The 22,032-nt window shown below is 63.2% G+C and carries 29 protein-coding genes; 16 read left to right on the top strand and 13 right to left on the bottom strand.

Features of this window, described 5'->3' with window-relative positions; genetic code table 11:
* Positions 1 to 128 precede the first annotated feature (128 nt).
* On the top strand, positions 129 to 638 hold the full coding sequence (locus HBA99_RS15525) for a hypothetical protein (RefSeq protein ID WP_057969609.1): 510 nt from the start codon (positions 129 to 131) through the stop codon (positions 636 to 638).
* A gap of 3 nt (positions 639 to 641) precedes the next feature.
* On the opposite strand, the gene HBA99_RS15520 is transcribed toward HBA99_RS15525, so the two are convergent.
* Positions 642 to 2,000 (bottom strand): oxygenase MpaB family protein, encoded by a 1,359-nt coding sequence (locus tag HBA99_RS15520; RefSeq protein WP_070952688.1) that lies wholly within the window; start codon positions 1,998 to 2,000, stop codon positions 642 to 644.
* Positions 2,001 to 2,147: 147 nt separating this feature from the next.
* Between HBA99_RS15520 and HBA99_RS15515 the strand changes: the two genes are divergently transcribed.
* Together HBA99_RS15515 and HBA99_RS15510 are read left to right on the top strand one after the other, a co-directional pair.
* A complete protein-coding gene (locus tag HBA99_RS15515) occupies positions 2,148 to 2,690 on the top strand; it encodes a hypothetical protein (protein ID WP_070952689.1) in 543 nt (180 codons plus the stop codon).
* Between the two features lie 127 nt (positions 2,691 to 2,817).
* Positions 2,818 to 5,307, top strand: a complete 2,490-nt coding sequence (locus HBA99_RS15510; protein WP_057969315.1) for an FtsK/SpoIIIE family DNA translocase — start codon at positions 2,818 to 2,820, stop codon at positions 5,305 to 5,307.
* On the opposite strand, the gene HBA99_RS15505 is transcribed toward HBA99_RS15510, so the two are convergent.
* Together HBA99_RS15505 and HBA99_RS15500 are read right to left on the bottom strand one after the other, a co-directional pair.
* Entirely contained in the window at positions 5,304 to 5,960 is a 657-nt protein-coding gene (locus HBA99_RS15505) for a carboxymuconolactone decarboxylase family protein (protein WP_070923678.1), read from the bottom strand. The genes HBA99_RS15510 and HBA99_RS15505 overlap by 4 nt on opposite strands.
* 49 nt (positions 5,961 to 6,009) lie before the next feature.
* A complete protein-coding gene (locus HBA99_RS15500; RefSeq protein ID WP_070923679.1) occupies positions 6,010 to 6,546 on the bottom strand; it encodes an amino-acid N-acetyltransferase in 537 nt (178 codons plus the stop codon).
* A 42-nt stretch (positions 6,547 to 6,588) separates the two neighbouring features.
* Here HBA99_RS15500 and pgsA point away from each other — a divergent pair, with 42 nt between their 5' ends.
* The 5 genes from pgsA to HBA99_RS15475 all read left to right on the top strand — a co-directional run bounded on the left by pgsA (position 6,589) and on the right by HBA99_RS15475 (position 9,877).
* Positions 6,589 to 7,188: a CDP-diacylglycerol--glycerol-3-phosphate 3-phosphatidyltransferase gene (pgsA, locus tag HBA99_RS15495; protein ID WP_070923680.1), complete on the top strand. Its 600-nt coding sequence runs from the start codon at positions 6,589 to 6,591 to the stop codon at positions 7,186 to 7,188.
* A 184-nt stretch (positions 7,189 to 7,372) separates the two neighbouring features.
* Positions 7,373 to 7,723 carry a transcriptional regulator ClgR gene (clgR, locus tag HBA99_RS15490; RefSeq protein ID WP_057968249.1) on the top strand — a complete coding sequence of 117 codons (351 nt, stop codon included), beginning with the start codon at positions 7,373 to 7,375 and terminating at the stop codon, positions 7,721 to 7,723.
* 131 nt (positions 7,724 to 7,854) lie between these two features.
* On the top strand, positions 7,855 to 8,664 hold the full coding sequence (gene pspA / locus HBA99_RS15485; protein ID WP_057968250.1) for a phage shock protein PspA: 810 nt from the start codon (positions 7,855 to 7,857) through the stop codon (positions 8,662 to 8,664).
* 119 nt (positions 8,665 to 8,783) lie between these two features.
* Complete coding sequence (gene pspM, locus HBA99_RS15480) at positions 8,784 to 9,611, top strand: phage shock envelope stress response protein PspM (RefSeq protein WP_057968251.1); 828 nt, start codon at positions 8,784 to 8,786, stop codon at positions 9,609 to 9,611.
* 98 nt (positions 9,612 to 9,709) lie between these two features.
* Positions 9,710 to 9,877 carry a hypothetical protein gene (locus HBA99_RS15475; protein ID WP_165589972.1) on the top strand — a complete coding sequence of 56 codons (168 nt, stop codon included), beginning with the start codon at positions 9,710 to 9,712 and terminating at the stop codon, positions 9,875 to 9,877.
* Here the strand turns inward: HBA99_RS15475 and HBA99_RS15470 are convergent.
* The 4 genes from HBA99_RS15470 to HBA99_RS15455 all read right to left on the bottom strand — a co-directional run bounded on the left by HBA99_RS15470 (position 9,874) and on the right by HBA99_RS15455 (position 11,807).
* Positions 9,874 to 10,308: a limonene-1,2-epoxide hydrolase family protein gene (locus HBA99_RS15470; protein ID WP_070952690.1), complete on the bottom strand. Its 435-nt coding sequence runs from the start codon at positions 10,306 to 10,308 to the stop codon at positions 9,874 to 9,876. The genes HBA99_RS15475 and HBA99_RS15470 overlap by 4 nt on opposite strands.
* 97 nt (positions 10,309 to 10,405) lie before the next feature.
* Positions 10,406 to 10,846, bottom strand: a complete 441-nt coding sequence (locus HBA99_RS15465) for a limonene-1,2-epoxide hydrolase family protein (RefSeq protein WP_070952691.1) — start codon at positions 10,844 to 10,846, stop codon at positions 10,406 to 10,408.
* 24 nt (positions 10,847 to 10,870) lie between these two features.
* Positions 10,871 to 11,311 carry a limonene-1,2-epoxide hydrolase family protein gene (locus tag HBA99_RS15460; RefSeq protein ID WP_046254092.1) on the bottom strand — a complete coding sequence of 147 codons (441 nt, stop codon included), beginning with the start codon at positions 11,309 to 11,311 and terminating at the stop codon, positions 10,871 to 10,873.
* Between the two features lie 52 nt (positions 11,312 to 11,363).
* Positions 11,364 to 11,807: a limonene-1,2-epoxide hydrolase family protein gene (locus HBA99_RS15455; protein ID WP_070952692.1), complete on the bottom strand. Its 444-nt coding sequence runs from the start codon at positions 11,805 to 11,807 to the stop codon at positions 11,364 to 11,366.
* A gap of 41 nt (positions 11,808 to 11,848) precedes the next feature.
* Between HBA99_RS15455 and HBA99_RS15450 the strand changes: the two genes are divergently transcribed.
* From HBA99_RS15450 to recX, 4 genes are all read left to right on the top strand, one after another.
* A complete protein-coding gene (locus HBA99_RS15450) occupies positions 11,849 to 13,006 on the top strand; it encodes a glycosyltransferase (protein WP_070923682.1) in 1,158 nt (385 codons plus the stop codon).
* 4 nt (positions 13,007 to 13,010) lie between these two features.
* The gene (locus tag HBA99_RS15445) at positions 13,011 to 13,205 is read left to right on the top strand and encodes a DUF3046 domain-containing protein (protein WP_030093842.1); all 195 of its coding nucleotides are present in this window, start codon (positions 13,011 to 13,013) and stop codon (positions 13,203 to 13,205) included.
* Positions 13,206 to 13,394: 189 nt separating this feature from the next.
* Positions 13,395 to 14,435 (top strand): recombinase RecA, encoded by a 1,041-nt coding sequence (gene recA, locus HBA99_RS15440; RefSeq protein ID WP_046255862.1) that lies wholly within the window; start codon positions 13,395 to 13,397, stop codon positions 14,433 to 14,435.
* Entirely contained in the window at positions 14,401 to 15,003 is a 603-nt protein-coding gene (gene recX / locus HBA99_RS15435) for a recombination regulator RecX (protein ID WP_078322150.1), read from the top strand. Before recA ends, recX begins: the two co-directional genes overlap by 35 nt.
* A 17-nt stretch (positions 15,004 to 15,020) precedes the next feature.
* Here recX and HBA99_RS15430 read toward each other — a convergent pair whose 3' ends face one another.
* Both HBA99_RS15430 and HBA99_RS15425 read right to left on the bottom strand, forming a co-directional pair.
* A complete protein-coding gene (locus HBA99_RS15430) occupies positions 15,021 to 15,404 on the bottom strand; it encodes a hypothetical protein (RefSeq protein ID WP_046254088.1) in 384 nt (127 codons plus the stop codon).
* A gap of 94 nt (positions 15,405 to 15,498) precedes the next feature.
* Positions 15,499 to 16,017: a CGNR zinc finger domain-containing protein gene (locus tag HBA99_RS15425; RefSeq protein ID WP_070923683.1), complete on the bottom strand. Its 519-nt coding sequence runs from the start codon at positions 16,015 to 16,017 to the stop codon at positions 15,499 to 15,501.
* Between the two features lie 144 nt (positions 16,018 to 16,161).
* Here HBA99_RS15425 and HBA99_RS15420 point away from each other — a divergent pair, with 144 nt between their 5' ends.
* The 3 genes from HBA99_RS15420 to HBA99_RS15410 are packed head-to-tail and all read left to right on the top strand — an operon-like array spanning position 16,162 to position 17,978.
* Positions 16,162 to 16,623, top strand: a complete 462-nt coding sequence (locus HBA99_RS15420) for a VOC family protein (RefSeq protein ID WP_070923684.1) — start codon at positions 16,162 to 16,164, stop codon at positions 16,621 to 16,623.
* 1 nt (position 16,624) lies between these two features.
* Positions 16,625 to 17,512: a pyridoxamine 5'-phosphate oxidase family protein gene (locus HBA99_RS15415; protein WP_070923685.1), complete on the top strand. Its 888-nt coding sequence runs from the start codon at positions 16,625 to 16,627 to the stop codon at positions 17,510 to 17,512.
* Between the two features lie 13 nt (positions 17,513 to 17,525).
* Positions 17,526 to 17,978 (top strand): nuclear transport factor 2 family protein, encoded by a 453-nt coding sequence (locus HBA99_RS15410; RefSeq protein ID WP_070952693.1) that lies wholly within the window; start codon positions 17,526 to 17,528, stop codon positions 17,976 to 17,978.
* Here HBA99_RS15410 and HBA99_RS15405 read toward each other — a convergent pair whose 3' ends face one another.
* From HBA99_RS15405 to gluA, 4 genes are read right to left on the bottom strand one after another with little or no spacing between them, the layout of a single operon-like run.
* Positions 17,979 to 18,920, bottom strand: a complete 942-nt coding sequence (locus tag HBA99_RS15405) for an amino acid ABC transporter permease (protein ID WP_078313547.1) — start codon at positions 18,918 to 18,920, stop codon at positions 17,979 to 17,981.
* On the bottom strand, positions 18,917 to 19,600 hold the full coding sequence (locus tag HBA99_RS15400) for an amino acid ABC transporter permease (RefSeq protein ID WP_030093830.1): 684 nt from the start codon (positions 19,598 to 19,600) through the stop codon (positions 18,917 to 18,919). Before HBA99_RS15400 ends, HBA99_RS15405 begins: the two co-directional genes overlap by 4 nt.
* Complete coding sequence (locus tag HBA99_RS15395; RefSeq protein ID WP_078322211.1) at positions 19,597 to 20,616, bottom strand: glutamate ABC transporter substrate-binding protein; 1,020 nt, start codon at positions 20,614 to 20,616, stop codon at positions 19,597 to 19,599. The genes HBA99_RS15400 and HBA99_RS15395 overlap by 4 nt, the downstream gene beginning before the upstream one ends.
* Complete coding sequence (gene gluA / locus HBA99_RS15390; protein ID WP_030093828.1) at positions 20,616 to 21,344, bottom strand: glutamate ABC transporter ATP-binding protein GluA; 729 nt, start codon at positions 21,342 to 21,344, stop codon at positions 20,616 to 20,618. Before gluA ends, HBA99_RS15395 begins: the two co-directional genes overlap by 1 nt.
* A 182-nt stretch (positions 21,345 to 21,526) precedes the next feature.
* Here gluA and HBA99_RS15385 point away from each other — a divergent pair, with 182 nt between their 5' ends.
* Positions 21,527 to 21,997, top strand: a complete 471-nt coding sequence (locus HBA99_RS15385; protein WP_057968347.1) for a hypothetical protein — start codon at positions 21,527 to 21,529, stop codon at positions 21,995 to 21,997.
* The last annotated feature ends 35 nt before the right edge of the window (positions 21,998 to 22,032 follow it).

The raw sequence follows: 22,032 nt of genomic DNA, 5'->3' as shown, positions 1-22,032 counted from the left end.
GAATCTGAAAGGTAGCTGTGTCTATTTGGGTGGATGTTTCAGTTAACAATTTGTGTATGATTTATCACGTGGTACTGCACGCGAAATGCGTAGTGCAGTGATACTGGGAAACAGGGGAGGTACTAGCGATGTCGCAAAATTGGTTTGCGATGGTGGGCGCGGTAGCAGGTTTGGCGATGTCGGTGGGAACGGCGCTGCCCGCTGCGGCAGACCCACCGAAGGACCCGTACCCGGATACCAGCAAGTACGCGAAGTTCGACTTCGAGGGGTTCCGGATCGCCGACAAGCCTGGCGTGTGGTTTTCATCCACGTCCGGACTGAGTTGCGGCATTTGGGACGACGGCAGCTTCGGCTGCAATGGCGTTATCCCAGGAGCTCCAGCTGGCACCAATCAGGTGGGCTGGTTCTCCGGTGAAGGGTCCGCGCATTTCGATAACACCGAGCAGATTCGATTCACGTCCGGAGAAGCGCAGAGGGTACTGCCGGCCAATAACTACATCGAGTATCGCAATGTTCGTTGCGCGACAACGCCCGAGAATCATCTGTACTGCGGCGGAGCGGGTTCCGGTAAGGGCGGCTATTCGGGTGCCCGGTTCCTCGTTACGCCGGGCAAGACCTGGTTGGGCAACGAGCAGTAGCCGCTAATTGCGTGGGGCGTGCGGCACCGGGCACCCTGCCGGTGTCGCCGCCGTCGCGTCATGGTGGGTGTATGAGGTGTCGTGCATGTCGCCGAGCCTGGCCAGTGCCTGGTTGATCATCGTCGCGGACCACCACAGCAGTTCGCCATTGCGTTGTTGTGCACGGCGTTTGGCGCCCGGCAGCCTGTCCGTGAGTCGCCGCATCTGGACATTGGCGTGCACCGCGATGCCGGTTAGCGTGGTCCACGGTTGAAGACGCGCGTCGCGTAGGGGAGTTGCGCGCACAAGTGCGCGGACAAGGTCCTCGCCGCCGTAGTAGGCGGCGACACCCAGAACCGGGGTGAATACCAGTCGGCCGATCCTCCCGGCAATTCCCTTGTCCACGAAGCCGAATGCCGCGGTCATCATGATGTCAGTCCATTCCGAGGGGCCGCCGGCGTAGGCGACCATATAGTCCATCGTCTCCATGCCCTCGGCCACGGATTTCGGGATCAGCTCCTCGGCGACACCGAATACGTAGGCGATGTATGCCCAATACATCACTGCTGCTTCAAGATCGGCCATGCGGCGGGTGCGCCCGTGCTGATGGTCGATCAGTGGCGGGATGAGCCCGAAGGTCATCGCGGCACCCATCATCATCGAATTGGAGATCGGGTTGCCGTGGTGAGCGAACTGTTCGTCGCCCCAGGAGCGCCGGAGCCCGGCGCGCACTTGTGCGTGCATCAGCCGAACCAGGACGGTGTCCTTGAAAGGTTGTGAAAAGCGTTCCAGGGCTCCGCGATAGGTCATCTTGCGGAACCACGCGGTGGTCTCCAGATTTCTCCGCAGGGTGTCGTTGACGAATCTGCCGGTAGCCCCGGTTGCATAGGCGACTTCATCGCCCACAAAGGTGCCGAAGGTGTCGCCGAACCCCATGCCGAACTTCGCCGCCAACGACGAGTTGTTCCATAGCTGGCGGCCCCGCTCCCAGAGCGCGGGGTCGTACCACGGGGGCGGATTATCGAGCTGCGCGAACAGCGCGACAAACTCTGCCGGCGGGTTTTCTATCGATTCGATGCCGTGGTCAAGGGCCCGGGTGAGCATCGCCCGTCCCTGGCGCGCGGGCATCTTCCGGATGCGGTCCACGACCGCATCCATCAGCTCGTCGCCCTGCCAGAGGTGATCGGCGAGCAGCCGGGTACGCGCCGTTTCCCTGGGGATCTCCTGGAAGTCCATCCACGGCGCCAGGATGTCCCTGCGGGATTGGGTCCACATGGCATCGAAGCGCAGCCGGGCAGGTGCGGGGCGCAGGTTCATACCTGCCCGCCAGTAGTAGTCGTTGGGATGTGTGCTGACCGTCGATAGGGCGCCGTTGCCACTCATGGGGAAAGGCTAGCGAGCACACAGGCATGTTGGCAACACTCATTGTCAAGTGTCTGGCCGGTTTTCCCGCGCCGGATCGACGGCGTCAATACAATCGGCCTCGCTATTTTGCTGACTCAGTAACCACGAATATCGGGAGGGCTTGGAATGCGGCTGCTGGCTCGGATAGTGGCACCTATCGCGCTGATGCTGGGACTAAGTGCCGGATCGCTGGCCTTCGCGATGGCGGACCCAGACATCCCCGGGGACCCAAATCCCTATCCCGACGTCAATAACGCCACCAAGTTCAAGCAGGCCGACTTCGAGCAGTTCTTGCGTGACGACACCGATGGGGCATGGTTTTCGACGCCGCGCGGGTTGACTTGTGCGATCTGGATCGACGGAAGCTTCGGCTGTAACGGCTCGTTCCCGGGGACGCCTGCCGGTACGAACCAAGTCGCCTGGTTCCCGGGTGATTGGCGTGCTCATTTCGACACCACCAATGACGCGCTGTTCACGCCGGCGACGCGTCCGCCGGTGCTCACGCCCGGTAACTACTTCAACTACCGCGCCGTCAAATGCGCAGTCACCAAGGATCAGGGCGTCTACTGCTTCCGGGGTCATTCCGCGAGCAGCTTCAACGGCGATCAGTTCTATATCGCGGCGAATCAGTCCTGGCTGGGTGAGACGAAGCCCCGCCCCGAACGCTGAGCCGGGTTTCGCAGGTCACGAGACTGTCTCGGGGTGGCCTCGCGTAGGTGACAAAACATTTGCTTACTAGCGGTTTTAGCCGTGTTGCAGATGGTGCAGATGTGACTGTTGCGACTAGGCTGTCGCCATGGCGAGTAAGACTGTCAGCCGTTCGCGTGGCCGGAACACCAAATCGGGACCCCGGTCGCGCAATACCGCGCCGACCCGTCGTCCGGCACCGCGCCGGCGTAATCAGCGTCGTAACCAGCATTGGACGACGCCGCTGGTGGCATTGGGCCGAGGGGCGCGTAGCGGGTGGCACGCCTGCGCCCACGGCGTGGGGTCGTTGTTCCGGTCGGTGGGCAGGGCTCACGACATCGAGCACGGTCACCGGCGCGACGGTGTAGCGCTGGCGTTGCTGGGCCTGGCCTTCGTGGTGGGCGCGAGCTCATGGTTCCACGCCGCCAAACCGGTAGGCGGCTGGATCGACGATGTCTTCCGCGCGGTCGTGGGATCCGGTGTCGCACTGGTGCCGATCATCGCCGTCGTCATCGCGGTGTTCTTGATGCGCACCGAGCCGAACCCGGAGGAGCGTCCGCGCCTACTGCTCGGCTTCGCCATGGTCGCGCTGCCGATCCTGGGGCTGTGGCATCTGTTCGCGGGTTCCCCCGATTCCCCCGAGGGGCGAGCGGACGCGGGAGGATTTGTCGGCTTCGTGATCGGCGGGCCGCTCGCACAAGGCCTCACCGCGTGGATCGCCGCGCCGCTACTCGTGATGGCGATCGTCTTCGGGGTGCTGCTACTGACCGGCACCACGATCCGCGACATCCCGGACACCCTTCGGAACATGTTCTCGCCCAGGGACTACGACGAATGGGATGAGGAGTGGGACGACGAGGACTACGTAGAGGACTACGAGCCCGAAGACGACTACGAGGCGACGCGTGAATTCACGCGCGGCGCCACCCCGATGGACAACTACCCGCTTGAGGAAGAGGCGGCGGCGCCAGAGCCGCCCGCTGCACCGGCTCCCAAGCCGGCGCCCGTGGTCAAGTCGACCAAGAAGTCCAAGCCGAAACCGCAGATGCCCGTTGTCGATCGGGTGGTCGAGGGCCCCTACGTGCTGCCCTCGCTGGATCTGCTCATCGCGGGAGATCCCCCGAAGGAAAGCAGCGCGGCGAACGACGACATGATCGCCGCGATCACCGGAGTGCTCGAACAGTTCAAGGTCGATGCGGCGGTCACCGGCTTCAACCGTGGTCCCACCGTCACCCGCTACGAGGTTGAGCTCGGCCCCGGCGTCAAGGTGGAGAAAATCACCGCCCTGCAACGCAATATCGCGTACGCGGTGGCTACCGACAGCGTGCGTCTGCTCGCGCCGATCCCCGGCAAGTCAGCGGTCGGCATTGAGGTGCCAAACACCGACCGAGAGATGGTGCGGCTGGCCGACGTGCTGACCGCACCCGAAACCCGCACCGATCACCATCCGCTGTTGATCGGCCTGGGCAAGGACATCGAGGGCGACTTCATCTCCGCCAACCTGGCCAAGATGCCGCACTTGCTGGTTGCCGGTTCCACCGGTTCGGGCAAGTCGAGCTTCGTCAACTCGATGCTCGTTTCGCTGCTGGCCCGCGCCACCCCGGAGGAGGTCAGGATGATCCTGATCGACCCCAAGATGGTGGAACTGACACCCTACGAAGGCATTCCGCACCTGATCACCCCGATCATCACCTCGCCGAAGAAGGCTGCGGCCGCCCTGGCCTGGCTGGTGGAAGAGATGGAGCAGCGATACCAGGACATGCAGGCCAGCCGGGTCCGGCACATCAACGACTTCAACGCGAAGGTGCGCTCCGGCGAGATCACCACACCGCTGGGCAGCCAGCGTGAATACCGTCCGTACCCCTTCATTCTCGCCGTCGTCGACGAGTTGGCTGACCTCATGATGACCGCGCCTCGTGACGTCGAGGACGCCATCGTGCGTATCACCCAGAAGGCGCGAGCGGCCGGTATCCACCTGGTGCTCGCCACCCAGCGTCCGTCGGTGGACGTGGTCACCGGCCTCATCAAGACGAATGTGCCTTCGCGCCTTGCCTTTGCGACGTCATCGCTGACCGACAGCCGCGTCATCCTGGACCAACCCGGCGCCGAGAAGCTCATCGGCATGGGCGACGGACTGTTCCTGCCGATGGGCGCCGGGCGACCGATTCGCATGCAGGGCGCCTTCATCACCGACGAGGAGATCAGCGCCGTGGTGGCGGCGGCCAAGGAACAGGCCGAGCCCGACTACACCGAGGGTGTCACCGCGACCAAGGTCGGCGGCGGTCCCGGTAAAGAAGACGTCGATCCCGACATCGGTGACGACATGGACGCCTTCTTGCAGGCCGTCGAGCTCGTGGTGTCGAGTCAATTCGGCTCGACCTCAATGCTGCAGCGCAAGCTGCGGGTCGGTTTCGCCAAGGCGGGTCGCCTCATGGACCTGATGGAGACGCGCGGAATCGTCGGCCCCAGTGAGGGATCCAAGGCGCGCGAGGTCATGGTGAAGCCCGAGGACCTCGGCAGTGTGATGGCATCGATCCGCGGCGGAGGGGGAGCCGACGAGGAAGACGAAGACGACGGCGCGGTGCCCGAAGACTTCTAAGCGTTCTCGTCGCGCCGCAGTGCGATGGCGTCGCCCACATCGAAGGATGTGAATCCCTCGGGGGCGGCGATCTCCACGATCGGCTCGTCGCGGTTGTCCCACTCCAGACGTAAGGCCGTGCTCATCACGGCATGCATTTCATACATCGCGGTGATGTAGGTGAGTTCCAGGATCTCTTCGTCGGAGAGGTGGGCTTTCAACGAGGCGAAGATCCCGTCGGGCACCCGGCCCCCGTCGAGAACCAAGCAGTCCGTGTAGGCGAGTACGGCTCGCTGCGCCGCGGTGAAGCAATCAGCGGTACTCCATGACGGGATCGCGGCGATCATTTCCTCGGACATACCCACCATGCGGCACGACTTGCAATGCTGGGAGAACACGAACTGGCTGCGACGAGCCCAACCGGCGCGTGTTTGGCCAAGCTCCCGCAGGACCGGGTCCAGCTTGCGATCGGGACTGCGGTAGAACGCGAAACCCTGAACCGAATGCTTCAGCGCCTCGGGTACGAGCGCGAAGACCGTCCACCAGTCACCGGGTGTGCCCGTGGTGGTCCCGGGATCGGAGACCGGATCGCGATCACCGAAGATCTGGTCGTACATGCGATGGACAAGGAGGTCGTCGGTTTCGGCGCGGGAGACCTGGCGCAGTCTTGGCATGCCTCGATCATGGCCGACGATCGCGCCCAGAATGCCCGATGCGCAGAAATCAGAGGTGGGCGAGCATGCGGGTGTTGCCCAGGGTGTTCGGCTTCACGTAGCTCAAGTCGAGGAACTCGGCCACGCCGGTGTCGTAGGACCGGCACATCTCCTCGTAGACCTCGGCCGTCACCGGGGTGCCATCGATCTCGCGGAATCCGTGTTTGGTGAAGAAGTCGACCTCGAAGGTCAGTACGAAGACTCTTTTGAGTTCAAGTTCCCTGGCGACATCGAGCAGGCGGCCGACGATCGCGTGCCCAACCCCCGAGCCCTTGAGCCGGGGGTGCACCGCGATGGTGCGTACCTCGCCGAGATCGGACCACAGCACATGCAGGGCGCCGCAGCCCACGACGTCCCCGTCGAGCTCGGCCACCCAGAACTCCTGAACCGCCTCGTACAGCGTCACAAGGTTCTTTTCCAGCAGGATGCGCCCGGCATAGACGTCCACGAGCGCCTTGATAGCGGGCACATCGGAGGTACGGGCACGACGAACGGTCACCGCGGGAGCCGTGTTAGTCGAGATGCCGGATGTACCTTCAGCGCTCATGCGTGAACAGTAGCTAGCCCTAGAACAGATAGGGTGTTTGACGTGCCGATGCCACCGGAAACCCAGCCTGATTCCGAGGCTTCGGCTGCGCCGGTGCCGGTGGTGAACATTGCCAACATCCTGACAGTGCTGCGCATTGTGCTCGTACCGGTGTTCATCGTTGTCCTGTTCACCGCGGGTGGGCACGAATCCTCCTGGCGCATCGCCGCTTTCGGGGTGTTCGCGCTAGCCATCGCCACCGACCGCTACGACGGCGTGCTGGCCCGCCGGTATGGCTTGGTCACGCCGTTCGGCCAGCTTGCCGACCCGATTGCCGACAAGGCGCTTGTCGGTGCGGCACTGGTGGGGCTCAGCGTGCTCGGAGATCTCGCGTGGTGGGTTACCGCGGTCATCCTGGTGCGCGAGATCGGGATCACGGTGCTGCGTTTCTCGGTGCTCCGCCATGGGGTGATCCCCGCCAACCGGGGCGGCAAGCTCAAGACCATGGTGCAGTCACTGGCGATCGCCGGGTATCTGCTGCCATTGACGGGGCATTGGCACACCGCCGCTGCGGTCCTGATGGGGCTGGCGGTGGCACTCACCGTCATCACCGGTGTCGACTACCTGGTGCAGGCGCTGCGGCCCCGGCCGAAGGCCGAATAAGCCGGGCGTCGGCGAACCCCTTGCTGACCGTGATCACCGACTTTCTATGACGCCGAATGTGGCGCACGAGTCAAAATCCACATGAACACGTCGGGAACCTCGCGCTGCGTGGCAACGTTGAGCAAGGCAGACTCAACTAACACGCGGTACGGACACCGACGTTCAGGACGCAAAGGAGAAAGACATGGCGCTGTTGCTTAGAGAGGCCATCGGCGACACCCTGCGGAACGCCCGATCCGGGCAGGGCAGGACATTGCGCGAGGTATCGGACTCGGCACGCGTCAGCCTGGGATATCTGTCCGAGGTGGAACGTGGCCGCAAGGAAGCCTCCAGCGAGCTGCTGGCCGCGATCTGCGGTGCGCTCGATGTCCCGCTGTCGGAGGTGTTATCCGAGGTCAGCGCGAGGCTGGCGCATCGCGAGGCTGCCGTCGCGGCTCCGCAGCCCGCAGTGACGACAGCGGCCGGCTCGCTCAGCGGGATCGATGTCGCGACCAAGGTGGTCATTCCGCAGGTTCGCGCAATGGCGGCCGCCTAACTACTGTGGCGGTCGCATTGTTTTGCGCCCCGTAGGGGGTGTGGGGATCGGCATGCAACAGATAAGTTGGGACCCACGCAGTCGTAGGTAGCGACGACTACCGGCATCCAAGCAGAAGGCGGATCGATCTCATGGCTAACCCGTTCGTCAAGGCGTGGAAGTACTTGATGGCACTGTTCAACGCGAAGATTGACGAGAACGCAGACCCCAAGGTGCAGATTCAGCAGGCCATCGAGGAGGCCCAGCGGAACCACCAGGCGCTTTCGCAGCAGGCCGCCTCGGTAATCGGGAATCAGCGCCAGCTGGAGATGCGCCTCAACCGTCAGCTCGCCGACGTCGAGAAACTTCAGGTCAACGTTCGTCAGGCGCTGACCTTGGCCGATCAGGCCACCGGCTCGGGAGATGCATCCAAGGCGACCGAGTACAACAACGCCGCCGAGGCGTTCGCCGCCCAACTGGTTACCGCCGAGCAGAGCGTCGAGGACCTCAAGGCGCTGCACGACCAGGCGCTTGCCGCGGCCGCCCAGGCCAAGAAGGCCGTCGAGCAGAACGCGATGATGCTGCAGCAGCGGATCGCCGAGCGGACCAAGCTGCTGAGCCAGCTGGAGCAGGCCAAGATGCAGGAGCAGGTGTCCGCCTCGCTTCGGTCGATGAGCGAGCTTGCCGCCCCAGGCAACACCCCGAGTCTGGACGAGGTGCGCGACAAGATCGAGCGCCGTTACGCCAACGCCCTTGGTCAGGCCGAGCTGGCGCAGAACTCTGTGCAGGGCCGCATGATTGAGGTACAGCAGGCCAGTGTGCAGATGGCCGGACATTCGCGTCTGGAGCAGATCCGCGCCTCCATGAAGGGTGAGGCCCTGCCCAGCGGTGGCACGGCGACCCCGGCACCGGCGACGGCACCAGAGCAGGCTAATCCCGCTAACCCGCTGGGCCAGCAGTAGTTTTCTCTCTTCTTTCGCTTCAATCCGCCGAGTGGGGACGCAGCCGCGCCCACTCGGCGGATTTGTCGCATGGACAATTCGTCCTCGGCGACCGCCGAATTTTCGGGCACAATGTGAACATGACCCCCCAGCCGCCCCGTCGCACCGCGGTGCAAGGAGGCTGGGAGCAGCTGCTGCGCCGTGTGGTCAACAACGTCAACGATCTGGGCGAGGAACTCGCCGCACGCATGCGGGTGATGTCTGACAAACGCGAGAAACTGCTGCGGAGGCGTCTACGAGCCAAGCGGTGGAGTATCCGCTGGGCGCTGGCCTGCGCGGCCGGGCTGCTTGTCACGACGGTGCTTGCGACTACCGGCGCACCCCCCTGGCTGCTGATCATCCCGGCGCTGCTCACCGCCGGTTGTGCGATTCCGGCCACGTATCTGTTTGTGCGGTATCGGTACCTCAAGGCTGAGCCGTTGCCGCCGCCGCGGCCCGGAGTGGAACGACGGCTGCCGCCAATAGGTTCGATGGCGCGTCCGCCCATGGCGGCGCTGGATGCCGCCGAGCGCTCGCTGTTCTCTCTTCTCGGAGTGGTGGAGCGCGGCAACATGATTCCCGACAGCGAGGGGCGGCAGATTCTTACTGCGGCCAATCAGGCTGCGTATGTGATGGCCGCGACCGCCAAGGAAGTGGTGTCCATGGAGCGCGCCGCTGTCGCGGCGCCACACACCCGTGAGTATCTGCAACCGACCATTAGTGCGTTCACTGCGCAACTCGACACTGGTGTGCGTCAATACAACGAGTTGGTCACCGCGGCAGCGCAGTTGGTGTCGGCCGGAAATGGCGGGGCGGTCCTCGCCTCGCCGATGTCACGCGGTCCGCTACTCGATGACCTGGTGTCGGCAACCGACCGGCTCACCGGGTGGGCGGGTGCCCTCGACGAACTCGGCCAGCTGTCAGGGTAATCCCCGATCTTTCCCTGATCTTCGCGATCCGGGGTTCCTCAGGTGCCGATCCGACTGCCAGGCTTGCTCTATCGCAGTCGAGAGAACGGTGGGTACCGGTGTTGTGGAAGATCATTGGCGTGCTGCTGAGCGTGTGGCTGGCGTTTCTGGTCGTGGGCGCCATCTTCAAGCTCGTGGTACCGATGCTGGTGGCCGGTGTGGTGATTCTCGGGGGTGTCATGCTGTACCGCGCGGTCACCGACGCGGACAAATCCCGGCTGCCCTAGAGCCGCGGACGTACAGACGGGAAAACTATCCCCAGCAGGCCCCTCAGGAAACCGAGAGTGACGTTGAGAACGTCGCCGTAGTCACGCCAGAGCGTGATCTTTCCATCATCCGAGTGCTCGGTGACTCCGACGACCCAGAAGCCGATGTGTAGCGGGCCCACGATGATCACGTCGGTGCGCTCGGTCATCACGGTGTTTCCGGTGGCGGTGATTCGGTGAATCTTGACGCCAAATCCTGCCCCGGGCCAGTTCACGGCGGATAACACGCGCAACACAGCCTTGCGCCCACGCACCGCGGGCAGGCCCACATTCTCCCATCGGACATCGTCGGCGAGGACGGACTCGAGCACTGCCAAATCGCCTAGACCGGCAGCGCTCCAAAGGGTTTCGACGGCAGCAGTGGGGTCGGTTCTTGCCAGAATGTCGGTCATCAGCCAACGCTAGCGAGCACCGTCGCGGGGGAGAAGGGGCGCGATCAGATATCGGGGTGTGGCCCCAGGTCCGGCCAGCGGATTCGTACGACGGTTTTCAGAACCGCGCCCGCAGCGACGGCACCACGATGCCGATGAGGCCCCGCAGGAAAGCGCGAGACACCGCCGCGAAGTCGAAGTAATCGCGCCACAGGGTGATGGTGCCGCGCTCGCTCACCTCGAAGACACCGCACACCCAGAACTGTGTGCGTAAGGGGCCGAAGCCGAGGGCGTCGTAGCGCTCGTTCATCACGGTGTATCCGTTGGTGGTGGTGCGCTGAACATCGACCTCGAAACCGAACGACGTGTTCTCCAGCGCCCCGAACAATCGAAGTACAGCCTGTTTGCCGTGGATGGTGGGGAGCCCGACATTCTGATAGACGATGTTCTCGTCCAGTACGTCTCGTGCGAAGTCGATGTCGTCGTTCTGTACGGCCTCGAGAAATCGGGTGACAATCGCTCCGGGGTCCAGTCTGGTGGGCGATCCCGCGGTAACCATGAGACTAATTTATGTTAGATAATCTCAGTGCGCCAGAGTCGGTCGCAGTGCGGGAATGGCGATGCCGAGCAGGCCGCGCGCGAAGCCGACCGTGATGTTTAGGACATCCGCGTAGTCGCGCCACAGAGCTATGGTGCCGCGCGGCGTCACTTCGAACACTCCGCAGACCCAGAATCCGACGTGCAGGCGACCGACGATGAGGACGTCGGTGCGCTCGGTCATCACCGTATTGCCGGTGGCGGTGATCCGGTGAATCTTCACATCGAAACCAACGCCGGGGAGGTTGAGCCCGGATAAAGCACGCATCACCGAAGACCGCCCGCGAATCGCAGGCAAGCCGACGTTTTCCCAGCTGACGTTCTCATCCAGGACGGTGTCGATGGACGCCAGATCGCCGAGCCGCATGGCGTCCCAGAGACCCTCGACGATCTCCGTTGGGTTGATGGTGGTGAGAGTGTCCGTCATGCGCCCGACGCTAGCGGCTGTCGAAGGCTTTGGATAGGGGGCTGAACCAGACTTAGAAGCGCGGCCGCAGGGCGGGGATGGCGATGCCGACAAGGCCGCGCACCGTGGCCTTGAACATGTCGAACATGTCGAAGTAGTCGCGCCACAGGGTGATCTTTCCGTCGTCCGACACCTCGAAGACTCCGCATACCCAGAACTGCAGACGAAGTGGTCCGATGACGATGGCGTCGTGGCGCTCGTTCATCACACTGTTCACGTTGGTGGTGGTGCGGTGGATTTGTACTTCGAATCCGAACTGCGGCTTGGTGAGTGGTTCGAAGACCTTAAGAGTCGCGCGCCGGCCATAGATGGTGGGCAGACCTACGTTCTGATAGACGAGGTCCTCGGCCAGCACCGATCCCGCGAAGTCGATGTCCTCGGTTTGCAGGGATTCCAGGAATCGGGTGACGGTCTCGGCTGGAGTCAACGTGGAAGGAGCCAGCGTGGCGTCAGTCATGCGTTTCAACCTAGCCCGAATCGCTGTGGCAGGGTAGGGCGGTGCGTGTTGCCGTGGTCGCCGGTCCGGATCCCGGGCATGCCTTTCCCGCCATCGCGTTGTGCCTGAAATTCGCGGCGGCCGGGCACGACCCCGTGTTGTTGACGGGAACGCGCTGGCTCGATCAGGCCCGTGCCGCCGGACTCGAGTCGGTAGAGCTTCTGGGACTGCAGCCCCGGGTTGCCGATGACGACGCAGACGCGGGCGCCAAGATCCATCAGCGGGCGGCCCATATGGCGTTGGCCAATCTCGATCAGTTGGGGCAACTGGCGCCGGATCTCATCGTCTCCGATGTGATCACCGCCTGCGGAGGCATGGCCGGTGAGTTGCTCGGTGTGCCGTGGGTGGAACTCAACCCGCATCCGCTGTACCTGCCGTCAAAAGGATTGCCGCCATTGGGAAGTGGACTGGCTCCTGGTGAGGGCTTGCGTGGCAGGCTGCGTGACGGGTTGATGCGTCGGTTGACGCAAAGGTCGATCGATGAAGGCTTGCGGCAGCGCTCGCAGGCGCGGGTAGAGATCGGATTGCCCGCCCGCGACCCCGGACCCGTCCGACGGCTGATCGCGACATTGCCCGCGCTGGAAGTGCCGCGTCCCGATTGGCCGGATGAGGCGGTCCTGGTGGGCCCCCTGCATTGGGAGCCCACCGACGCTGCGCTGCAGCCGCCGTTGGGTACGGGACCGGTGGTGGTGATCGCACCGTCGACGGCCTTCACCGGAGCTGAAGGGATGTCCGAACTGGCGATACGGGCTTTGGATTCAGTGGGTGCGCGCGTGGTTGTGTCCGCGCTGGATCCGCCCGCGTCGGGCCTGCCTTCGTGGGCGATTGCCGGGCTGGCGCGTCAGGATCTTTTGCTCGCCGGTGCCGATTTGGCCATTTGCGGTGGGGGACACGGCTTTCTGAGCAAGGCATTGCTGGCCGGGGTGCCTGCGGTGGTTGTTCCTGGCGGCGGCGACCAGTGGGAGTTGGCGAATCGTGTTGTGCGGCAAGGTAGTGCTGAGCTGGTGCGACCGCTGACCTGCGAGGCTATGGCGGCGGCGATCGGCAAGGTGCTGGGTGAGCAGCGCTACACCGAGGCAGCACGCCGGGCTGCTGCCGGTGCCGCGGACGTCACAGATCCGGTACGGGTGTGCCAGGACGTGGTGGCGGCCCTAAGGTGACCGTGTGCGTCTGACGGAGTTTCATGAGCTTGTCACCGGTCGATTCGGTCGGGTCTACGGCTCGTCGGTACTGGTCGACCATGTGTTGACCGCCCTCGGTGGACGGACGGCGTCGCAGGCAGTCGAAGACGGGGTGGAGCCGCGGGATGTGTGGCGGGCGCTATGTGCCGATTTCGATGTCCCACGCGATCAGTGGTGATGACTCGATGACACGCCGCATCGGCGCGCCTGCTTGATTCGAACAGATGTTCGCCTTACTCTGATTGCAGTCGAAGAGACGATCCGTGCAGGTAGATCGCTTGTCGGTGGGGTCGGTTAGCGTCCACCTCAACCGATCGGCAACCGAATCGGACCGATCTTCGAACACCGAGACGAAATGGAGAACACCATGGCGCAGGCACCGGATCGCGAGAAGGCGCTTGAACTCGCGCTCGCACAAATCGACAAGAGCTTCGGTAAGGGCTCGGTCATGCGGCTGGGTGACGAGGTGCGTCAGCCCATCTCCGTGATCCCGACCGGATCCATCGCGCTGGATGTGGCGCTTGGTATCGGTGGCCTGCCTCGTGGCCGCGTGGTCGAGATCTATGGACCGGAATCCTCGGGTAAGACCACCGTCGCGCTGCACGCGGTCGCCAACGCGCAAGCCGCCGGCGGTATCGCTGCGTTCATCGACGCCGAGCATGCGCTCGACCCCGAATACGCCAAGAAGCTCGGTGTCGATACCGACTCGCTGCTCGTCTCTCAGCCGGATACCGGTGAGCAGGCTCTGGAAATCGCCGACATGCTGGTGCGTTCCGGCGCCATCTCTCTTATCGTGATCGACTCGGTGGCGGCCTTGGTGCCTCGTGCCGAAATCGAGGGTGAGATGGGTGACAGCCATGTCGGTCTGCAGGCTCGTCTGATGAGCCAGGCCCTGCGCAAGATGACCGGTGCACTCAACAACTCGGGTACCACCGCGATCTTCATCAACCAGCTCCGCGAGAAGATCGGTGTGATGTTTGGTTCGCCCGAAACCACCACCGGTGGTAAGGCTTTGAAGTTCTACTCGTCGGTGCGTCTTGATGTGCGCCGTATCGAGACCCTCAAGGACGGCACCGATGCGGTGGGTAACCGCACTCGCGTCAAGGTGGTCAAGAACAAGGTGTCGCCGCCGTTCAAGCAGGCCGAGTTCGACATCCTCTACGGCAAGGGCATCTCCAAGGAGGGGTCGCTCATCGACATGGGCGTGGAGCAGGGCTTCATCCGCAAGTCCGGTTCCTGGTTCACCTACGAGGGTGAGCAATTGGGTCAGGGCAAGGAAAATGCCCGCAACTTCCTGTTGGAGAACGTCGATGTCGCCAACGAGATCGAGAAGAAGATCAAGGAAAAGCTTGGTATCGGAGCGGTGCTGACCGATGACGAAGTCGTCCCGGCCCCAGTCGATTTCTGATTCTCCTTCCAGGGAATCCCTAGACGAACTGCGAGCCCGGGTCGCGTCGGTACCCGAAGCCCCGACGCGTGAACCGGTTGACTCGCGGGACGAGCAGGCGTGGTCATACTGCCTTCGCCTGTTGACAAGTCGCGCGCGTACCCGCGCCGAGTTGACCGAAAGGCTCACTCGGCGCGGGTACCCCGATGAGGTTTCCACGCGAATCATGCAACGGTTGGCGACCGCCGGCCTGATCAATGACGCCGACTTTGCCACTCAATGGGTGCAGTCCCGGCATACCTACGCAGGAAAAGGCAAGCGCGCCTTGGCCGCGGAGCTTCGGACCAAGGGAGTGTCGGCCGAGAATGCGGCCGCGGCCCTTGCGCAGATCGACGGGGACGCCGAGCGGTCACGTGCGGCACAGCTTGTCGCCAAAAAACTCCGGTCAGAAAATCTCGACGACGGGGGTATCAAAGCCGCGCGGCGATTGGTCGCCATGCTCGCGCGCCGCGGATACGGCCAATCCATGGCCTATGACGTGGTGAAGAACGCCCTTGCTTCCGAACAAGACCGACGCGACGTCGGGTAGTGGCGCGCGCAGACTGCTTATAGACCGAATGGACGTGCCGGGGCCTCGGGCGGTGGGTTGCCTTCGTCCGGCGCGTTGGATCTCATGCTCATCGACGCTTCGGCCGACGGTGACTGCACGCCCGGCAGGCACGGGACCTGGCGGGAGATCGTCTTGAATGGCCCGATCTCGGTGTCTTCATTGAGCATGGGGAGCGGACCACAATTCCCCTTGAAGTGCGCGTCCATGGTGAACGGAGTCGGGTTCACGCAGGTGAGATTCATTCCAACCGGTGTCGCGACCTGCAGGCAATCGAAGTTCAACGGAGCTCCGTAGGCCACCGGCGCACCCGTGAGTGCAGCCCCTGCGCACGCCGCTCCGAAAACGGCGGACACGCCAACGGCCAATACGATGTTTCGCATGAGGGTTATGGTAACGAAGTGATACCTGTTACGTAATACTCCGATTGTGATAGTTGAGTAAGAATCGGTCCTGTGATGCAGCTGTGAAGGCTATTTAGGTGTTCTTGGCGTAATGCCGTGCGGCCTTCGCCCTGTTTCCGCAGGTCGCCATGGAATGCCATCGGCGCGCGCCGTTCTTGGATGTGTCATAGAAGAACAGAACGCAGTGTGGGTGAGCGCATTGCTTGATCCGATCGGAGGAGTCGGATAGCAGGGTCAATAGGTTGTCGGCCGCCAGCCAACCCGGAAGCCAATGCGATTCGGGCACCTCGGCGGTGTTTACCGGCCCGTCGGGGGTCAGTGAGCGGCGGATCGCGCCGTGGGAGAGCACCGCGTTGATCTCGTTGCCCTGATCATCCTTCACCGCGCGATAAATGGCGTCGCGCGCAAAGAGCAACGCCTCCTGGGTCTTCTCGTTGGCGGTGCATCGATCATGAAGATTGTTGGTACACAGCCAGATTCGTACGCCATCAAGCGTGCTGAGCAGATCCTGCAGTCCGTCGCCGCTCATCCACCGGGTGTTCAACAGGTCCAGTGCGAGCGGTTCGCCGAGATGGGGACGTGGATCGGACATGGCCTGAGGCTAGCCGCCTCCTCTCTGGGGGAGTGTGTTGCATGAATTCTAACCGATGAAATTGGATAGATGGTTGACAGTGGGGGCTCTTCGCGCTTACGGTCTAACCGGTAACGCAATTTTATTGGTTAGAGAGGATCTCTTATGGGCACTGTCATCGCGCCTCGTGTGGCCACCGGTCATATCGGATTGAACGTCAGTGATCTGGAGCGGTCGGTCTCGTTCTATCGACAGGCGTTCGGATTCGAGCAACTTGCGGCCAACGAGGACGGCGCACAGCGGTTCGCCTTCCTCGGATTCGGCGACGGTCCCGTGCTCACCCTCTGGGAGCAAAGCAACGGGGAATTCTCGGCGGTGACACCGGGCTTGCACCATTTGTCGTTCCAAGTGGATTCGGTGCAGCAGGTGCGTGAGGTGGAGGCGGTCTTGAAGGAACTGTCGACGATTTTCGTGCATGAGGGCGTGGTGGCGCACCAGGAGGGCGCATCCTCGGGTGGAATTTTCTTCACCGACCCCGATGGGATTCGTCTCGAGGTATTCGCGGCGACGGGCGTCGAGCAGCATGGGGCGCCAGCTGGCGACGCGCCGACATGCGGATTCTTCTGAGATGACGTACCACTCCGGCGAGCTTGCCGTACAGCGCCGAATGGGGCAGTCCGACAGCGCTATTCGAGTCGGGCGGATCATTTCGGCGCAGATACCGGGGGTTGCGGCGGCCTTTCTGGCCGCCCAGCCCCTGGTGTTCGTGTCGGCACGTGATGACGCTGGCCGGATGTGGGCGAGCCAGATCGTCGGGCCACCGGGTTTCGCGCATGCCACCGATGCCCAGACCATCGCGATTGACGGTGTGCCGGACCCCGGCGACCCGCTGGCCGAGCCACTGCAATCGGAGCGCAAGATTGGCATGATCGCGTTGCAGCCGCAGCGCCGGCGCCGCATGCGTGTCAACGGCACCGCCGTGCCGTCGAGGCGGGGTCTTATCGTCACCACCGATCAGGTGTATTCGAACTGCCCCAAGTACATCGCGCGACGCGATGTACTTGGGATCGGTCCGGGGCTGCCCGGAGAGCCGCGCCACGCGACTGCTCTGAACGACGAACAGCAGCAATTGATCTCTGCAACGGATACCTTCATCATCGGCACCGCCGATGGAGAAGGCAATGCAGACGCGTCGCACCGTGGCGGCAATTCAGGGTTCCTGCGGGTGCTCTCACCACGCGAGCTGCGGTGGCCCGATTACCTAGGCAACTCCATGTTCATGACGCTGGGGAACCTGCACGTCGATCCCCGGTGTGGTCTGCTGATTCCGAACTGGCGCAACGGATCAACTCTGCAGCTCACAGGGACCGCGCGTCTCAACTGGGATGAGGGTACCTTCGCCCCCGGTGCGCAATGCTCTGTCGATTTCACCATCGACGAGGTCGTCGAGACCGTCAACGCCAGCCCCCTACGGTGGGGTGAAGCAGATCCCTCGCCCGCCAACCCACCTCTCTGACAAAGAAAGACACATGATGCGTCCACCGCTGCCACCGTTCGACATTGAATCCGCCCACCTGAAGGTCCGGGCCGCCGAGAATGCCTGGAACACACGTGATCCCGAGATCGTAGCCACCGCGTACACCGAGGATTCGGTATGGAGAAACCGCGACGAGTTCATTACCGGACACGCTGAGATCGTCGCCTTCCTGACCCGCAAGTGGGCCAGGGAGAACGGATACGCGCTGCGCAAGGAGCTGTGGGGATTCCGGGAGAACCGGATGGCGGTGCGCTTCCAATACGAATGGCACGACGAGGCCGGGCAGTGGTGGCGCAGCTACGGCAACGAGTTGTGGGAGTTCACCGCCGAAGGGCTGATGTCACGGCGAGAGGCCAGCATCAACGACACCCCGATCGCCGAGAGGGAACGCCGCATCTTCGGTCCGCGCCCGGCCGGTGACGAGTCGCCACTGCCGATCCGGTAGTTACTCCCCGTAATCCCGGCGTAGATCCTGATGAGCGGGATCCACGCCGCGGGTCTCCAACAGGTCCTTGGTGACCAATCCCGGTTCGGGCTGTGCGTGCGGAACCTCTAAGAGACTCTTCTTCTTTCGGCCTTCACGCAGCTGCCGCTCGATGTTGGTGGCCAGCGACGAGAGTGCGAAGTTGATGATGATCATGATGATCGCCACCACGACGAGCGCCGGCAGATAGTTTCCGTAGTACGACGCCGACCGGATGCCCGACCGCACCACCTCGATGTAACCGAAGGCATAGCCCAGCGCGGAGTCTTTCAGCGCGATGACCATCTGAGAGATCAATGCGGGCAGCATTGCGGCGATCGATTGGGGGAGCAGGATCAGTCGCATCATCTGCGACTTGCGCATGCCCAGCGCCACCGCGGCCTCGGACTGCCCCTTGGGAAGCGATTGAATGCCCGAGCGCAGGATCTCGGCGATGACCGAGCCGTTGTAGAGGGACAGTCCCGTCACCACGGCAGCGAACGCCAGGTATTCGGACGGGAACACTGCCTGCTGCCCGTACAGATAGTACGAGAACACCATCAGAATGAGCACGGGGATCGCCCGGAAGAACTCGACGAGGGCGCTGGAAATCCAGCGCACCGTCCGGTGCTCGGAGAGCCGGCCGATGCCGAGCACCGCGCCGAGGACCAGCGCGAAGATGATCGACAGCGCCGCCGCGCTGATGGTGCCCACCAGGCCGGGCAGGATGTAGGTCGTCCACGTGTCGGGCTGCAGGAAGGGCGACCACTTTTCGGCGGTCAGCTGCTCATTGGCGATAAGTGTCCAGATCACCCACGCGCCGACGGCGACCACCAGCGCGGTGAACACGACGGCGATGATCCGATTGACCGCCCTGGCCTTTGGGCCGGGCGCGTCGTACATGACGGTGGCGCTGCCGGTCATCGCTTCACCGCCAATCGCTTCGCGAAGTATCCGAAGGTCAGTCCGATCGTCAACGTGATCACCATGTATCCCGCCGCGATGATGAGGAAGATCCAGACGATCTGATCGGCGAACAGCTCGATCTCCGACCGCATCAGCAGGGCCGCCTCGGCCACCCCGATCGCCGAGGCGATCGAGGTGTTCTTCACCAGCGCGATCAGCACGCTGCCCATGGGGGCCAGGACCGACCGCATGGCCTGCGGTAACACGATGAGCGTCAAGACCTTCCAGAACGGCAATCCGAGGGACCGGGCTGCCTCGGCCTGGCCCAACGGAACGGTGTTGAAGCCGGAGCGCAGCGTCTCGCATACGAAAGTTGCCGTGTACAAAGAGAAGCCGAGAACAGACAGCCAGAAGTTGTTGTTCCTGATGAAGTTGGAGTTCTCGGGCGCCAGCGCGATGCCGAGGTTCTGGTATAGCCCCACCGAACAGAACAAGATGATCAGGGTCAGCGGGGTATTGCGGACCAGGTTGACGTACCAGGTGCCGAAGATTCGCATGATCGGCACCGGTGAGACCCGGCATTCGGCCAGCAGTGTGCCCCACACCAGGGCGCCTATCGCAGAAAAGAATGTCAGCTTGAGCGTCGTCCAGAACGCCGGCCATAGCTGCGGCCCCATGTTCGCCCACAGCGCGTTCATGCGGCCTCACACGCCTTGTCGGCGACGGGCTTCACACCGGTGATCTTCTCGACCGCAGCCGGTGAGGGATCGGGCCGCAGCGCGTAGGTGCCGCCGGTGGCGCGCTTCTCCCAATCATCGATAGTGCTGTCGCCGAGAGCTTCCCGCAGATCGGCATCCCAGGTTCCGCTGGCGATCATCTTGTCGAGTGCGCGGTCGATGGCCTCGATGGCTGCGGTATCGCCCTTGGCCAGACCGATCCCGTACACCTCCCTGGAGAACGGGTCACCGTTTTTCTTCTGTTTCTTGGGTTTCCCGATGCACAACGGCTTGCTCAGCTCGTAGTTCATCTGAATCAGCTTGAACTCACCCTCGTACCGCTTGGCGTACCCGGCCAGGATGGTCTCGTCGGTGGTGAGTGCATCGACCTTGCCCCGCCGCAGTGCTTCTACGCACGAGGAGTACGAATCGAACTCCTGCAGCTGTGTGCCGGTCAGCAGATTCTTGACGTTCTGTGCGGGCGTCGATCCGGACACCGAACACAGCTTCTTGCCCCGGTTGAGGTCATCCAATGTGGTCAGCGAGTCATCGGCCTTGCGTACCAGGAGCCCTTGGTAGGTAATGAGATAGGGGCCCGCGAACGACACCTTCTGCGCGCGGCTGTAGTTGATCGAGTAACTCCCTGCGATCATGTCCACCGTGCCGTTGTCGATGAGCTGCTCGCGCTGCGCCGACGGCGTCTCATACCAGCGGATGGCCGGGTGCTTGACACCGAGTTCGTCGGCGATGGCGTTGACGACGTACTCGGAGATCTTGACGTCGAATCCGCTCATCTTTTTGTCGGGGTGCTGCAAGCCCACCCCGGGCTGATCGAATTTCGTACCGAGGACGACGGTTCCGCCCCGGATCGATCCAAGCAGCTGACGTGGCTCGGTACTGCCGCAGGAACTGACGAGGGCGGTCACCAAGGCAACTGCCGCCACCAGCGCGATGTGCCGTCGCATCAGTGCTTGAGCTTCTTCGCGTAAGCGGCCGATCAATGGCCGAGGATCTTTCCGAGGAAGTCCTTGGCGCGTTCGGACTTGGGATTGGTGAAGAAGCTTTCCGGGTCCGTGTCTTCGACGATGGCACCGTCGGCCATGAAGATGATGCGGTCTGCGGCCTTACGGGCGAATCCCATCTCATGGGTCACCACCAGCATGGTCATGCCCTCTTTGGCCAGCGACACCATGACATCGAGAACCTCGTTGACCATCTCGGGGTCCAGCGCGGAGGTGGGCTCATCGAACAGCATGACCTTGGGGCCCATGGCCAGCGATCTGGCGATCGCGACGCGTTGCTGCTGCCCGCCGGACAGCTGGGCGGGGTACTTGTCCTTCTGACTGGCGATGCCCACGCGTTCCAGCAGCTCGATGGCGTGCTTGCGCGCGGATTCCTTGTCCTTCTTGCGCACCTTCATGGGCGCGAGCGTCACGTTGTCGAGAATTGTCTTGTGTGAGAAGAGGTTGAAGGACTGGAAGACCATCCCTACCTCCGCGCGCAGGTTGGCCAGCGCGCGTCCCTCTTCGGGAAGGGCCTTGCCGTCGATTCGGATGGTGCCGGTGTCGATGGGTTCGAGGCGATTGATGGTGCGACACAAGGTCGACTTGCCCGAGCCGGAAGGCCCGAGGATGACAACGACCTGACCGCGTGGGATTTCCAGGGTGATGTCCTTGAGGACGTGCAAGTCGCCGAAGTGCTTGTCGACATGCTCAAGGGAGATCATCGGGATGCTTGTTGCGGGGGCGTTTTCCCCGCTCGTTGAGGTGTCGGTGCTCACCGGCATGGTCAGACAATACGGGTTCCCCACACTTTTGCAGCGTGGAACGCCGGGGTCCGCGAATAGGACGGTCCGCGATCCGGCACCTCGCCTGACCGACGTCAGCAAACATCTGCAATACTGGGGCCATGTGGACGCGACGGCGGTCTTCCGTCGAAGGCCCGCGAATCAAGGCGTCCGCAAGAGTCCTCGCATCTGTTCTGTTCATAGCGTCTTTTCCGGTCGCGGTGATCAACGGGGCAACGACCTGGGGCTGGATCGCGGCGAGTTTCGGGCTGGTCTGCGGATTATTTCTGCTGCCCAGCTCGCTAATGCGTTTGGTCACGCCATCGAGGCAGGTGACCGTCGATGCGGGGCGGCATCTGCGCGACAGCGAGATTCTCGAGCGGCCCCGGCCGCGGCGAGATATCTCCTTCGCGGTCGTCGCCGCGCTGATCGTGATGGTCGTCGTGCTCGGTGTTCTCGAAGCATTCGCCGCGCCCGGGCACCCGGAGTCGTGGATATGGGCCGGCTGGTGGATGTGGATAGGTGTGAACGCCGTCTGCAGCATCGACGATTGGTGGCAGGGCTGGCATGTTCCGGAGCGCGGGGTGCGATGACGCCGCGGTGGCGGAACCGCCGCCCATCGGCGCGA

The organism is Mycobacteroides chelonae (assembly GCF_016767715.1).
Taxonomy (GTDB): Bacteria; Actinomycetota; Actinomycetes; order Mycobacteriales; family Mycobacteriaceae; genus Mycobacterium; species Mycobacterium gwanakae.
Note: the sequence above shows the minus strand (reverse complement) of the source record. Positions and strands in the feature narration are given on the sequence as shown.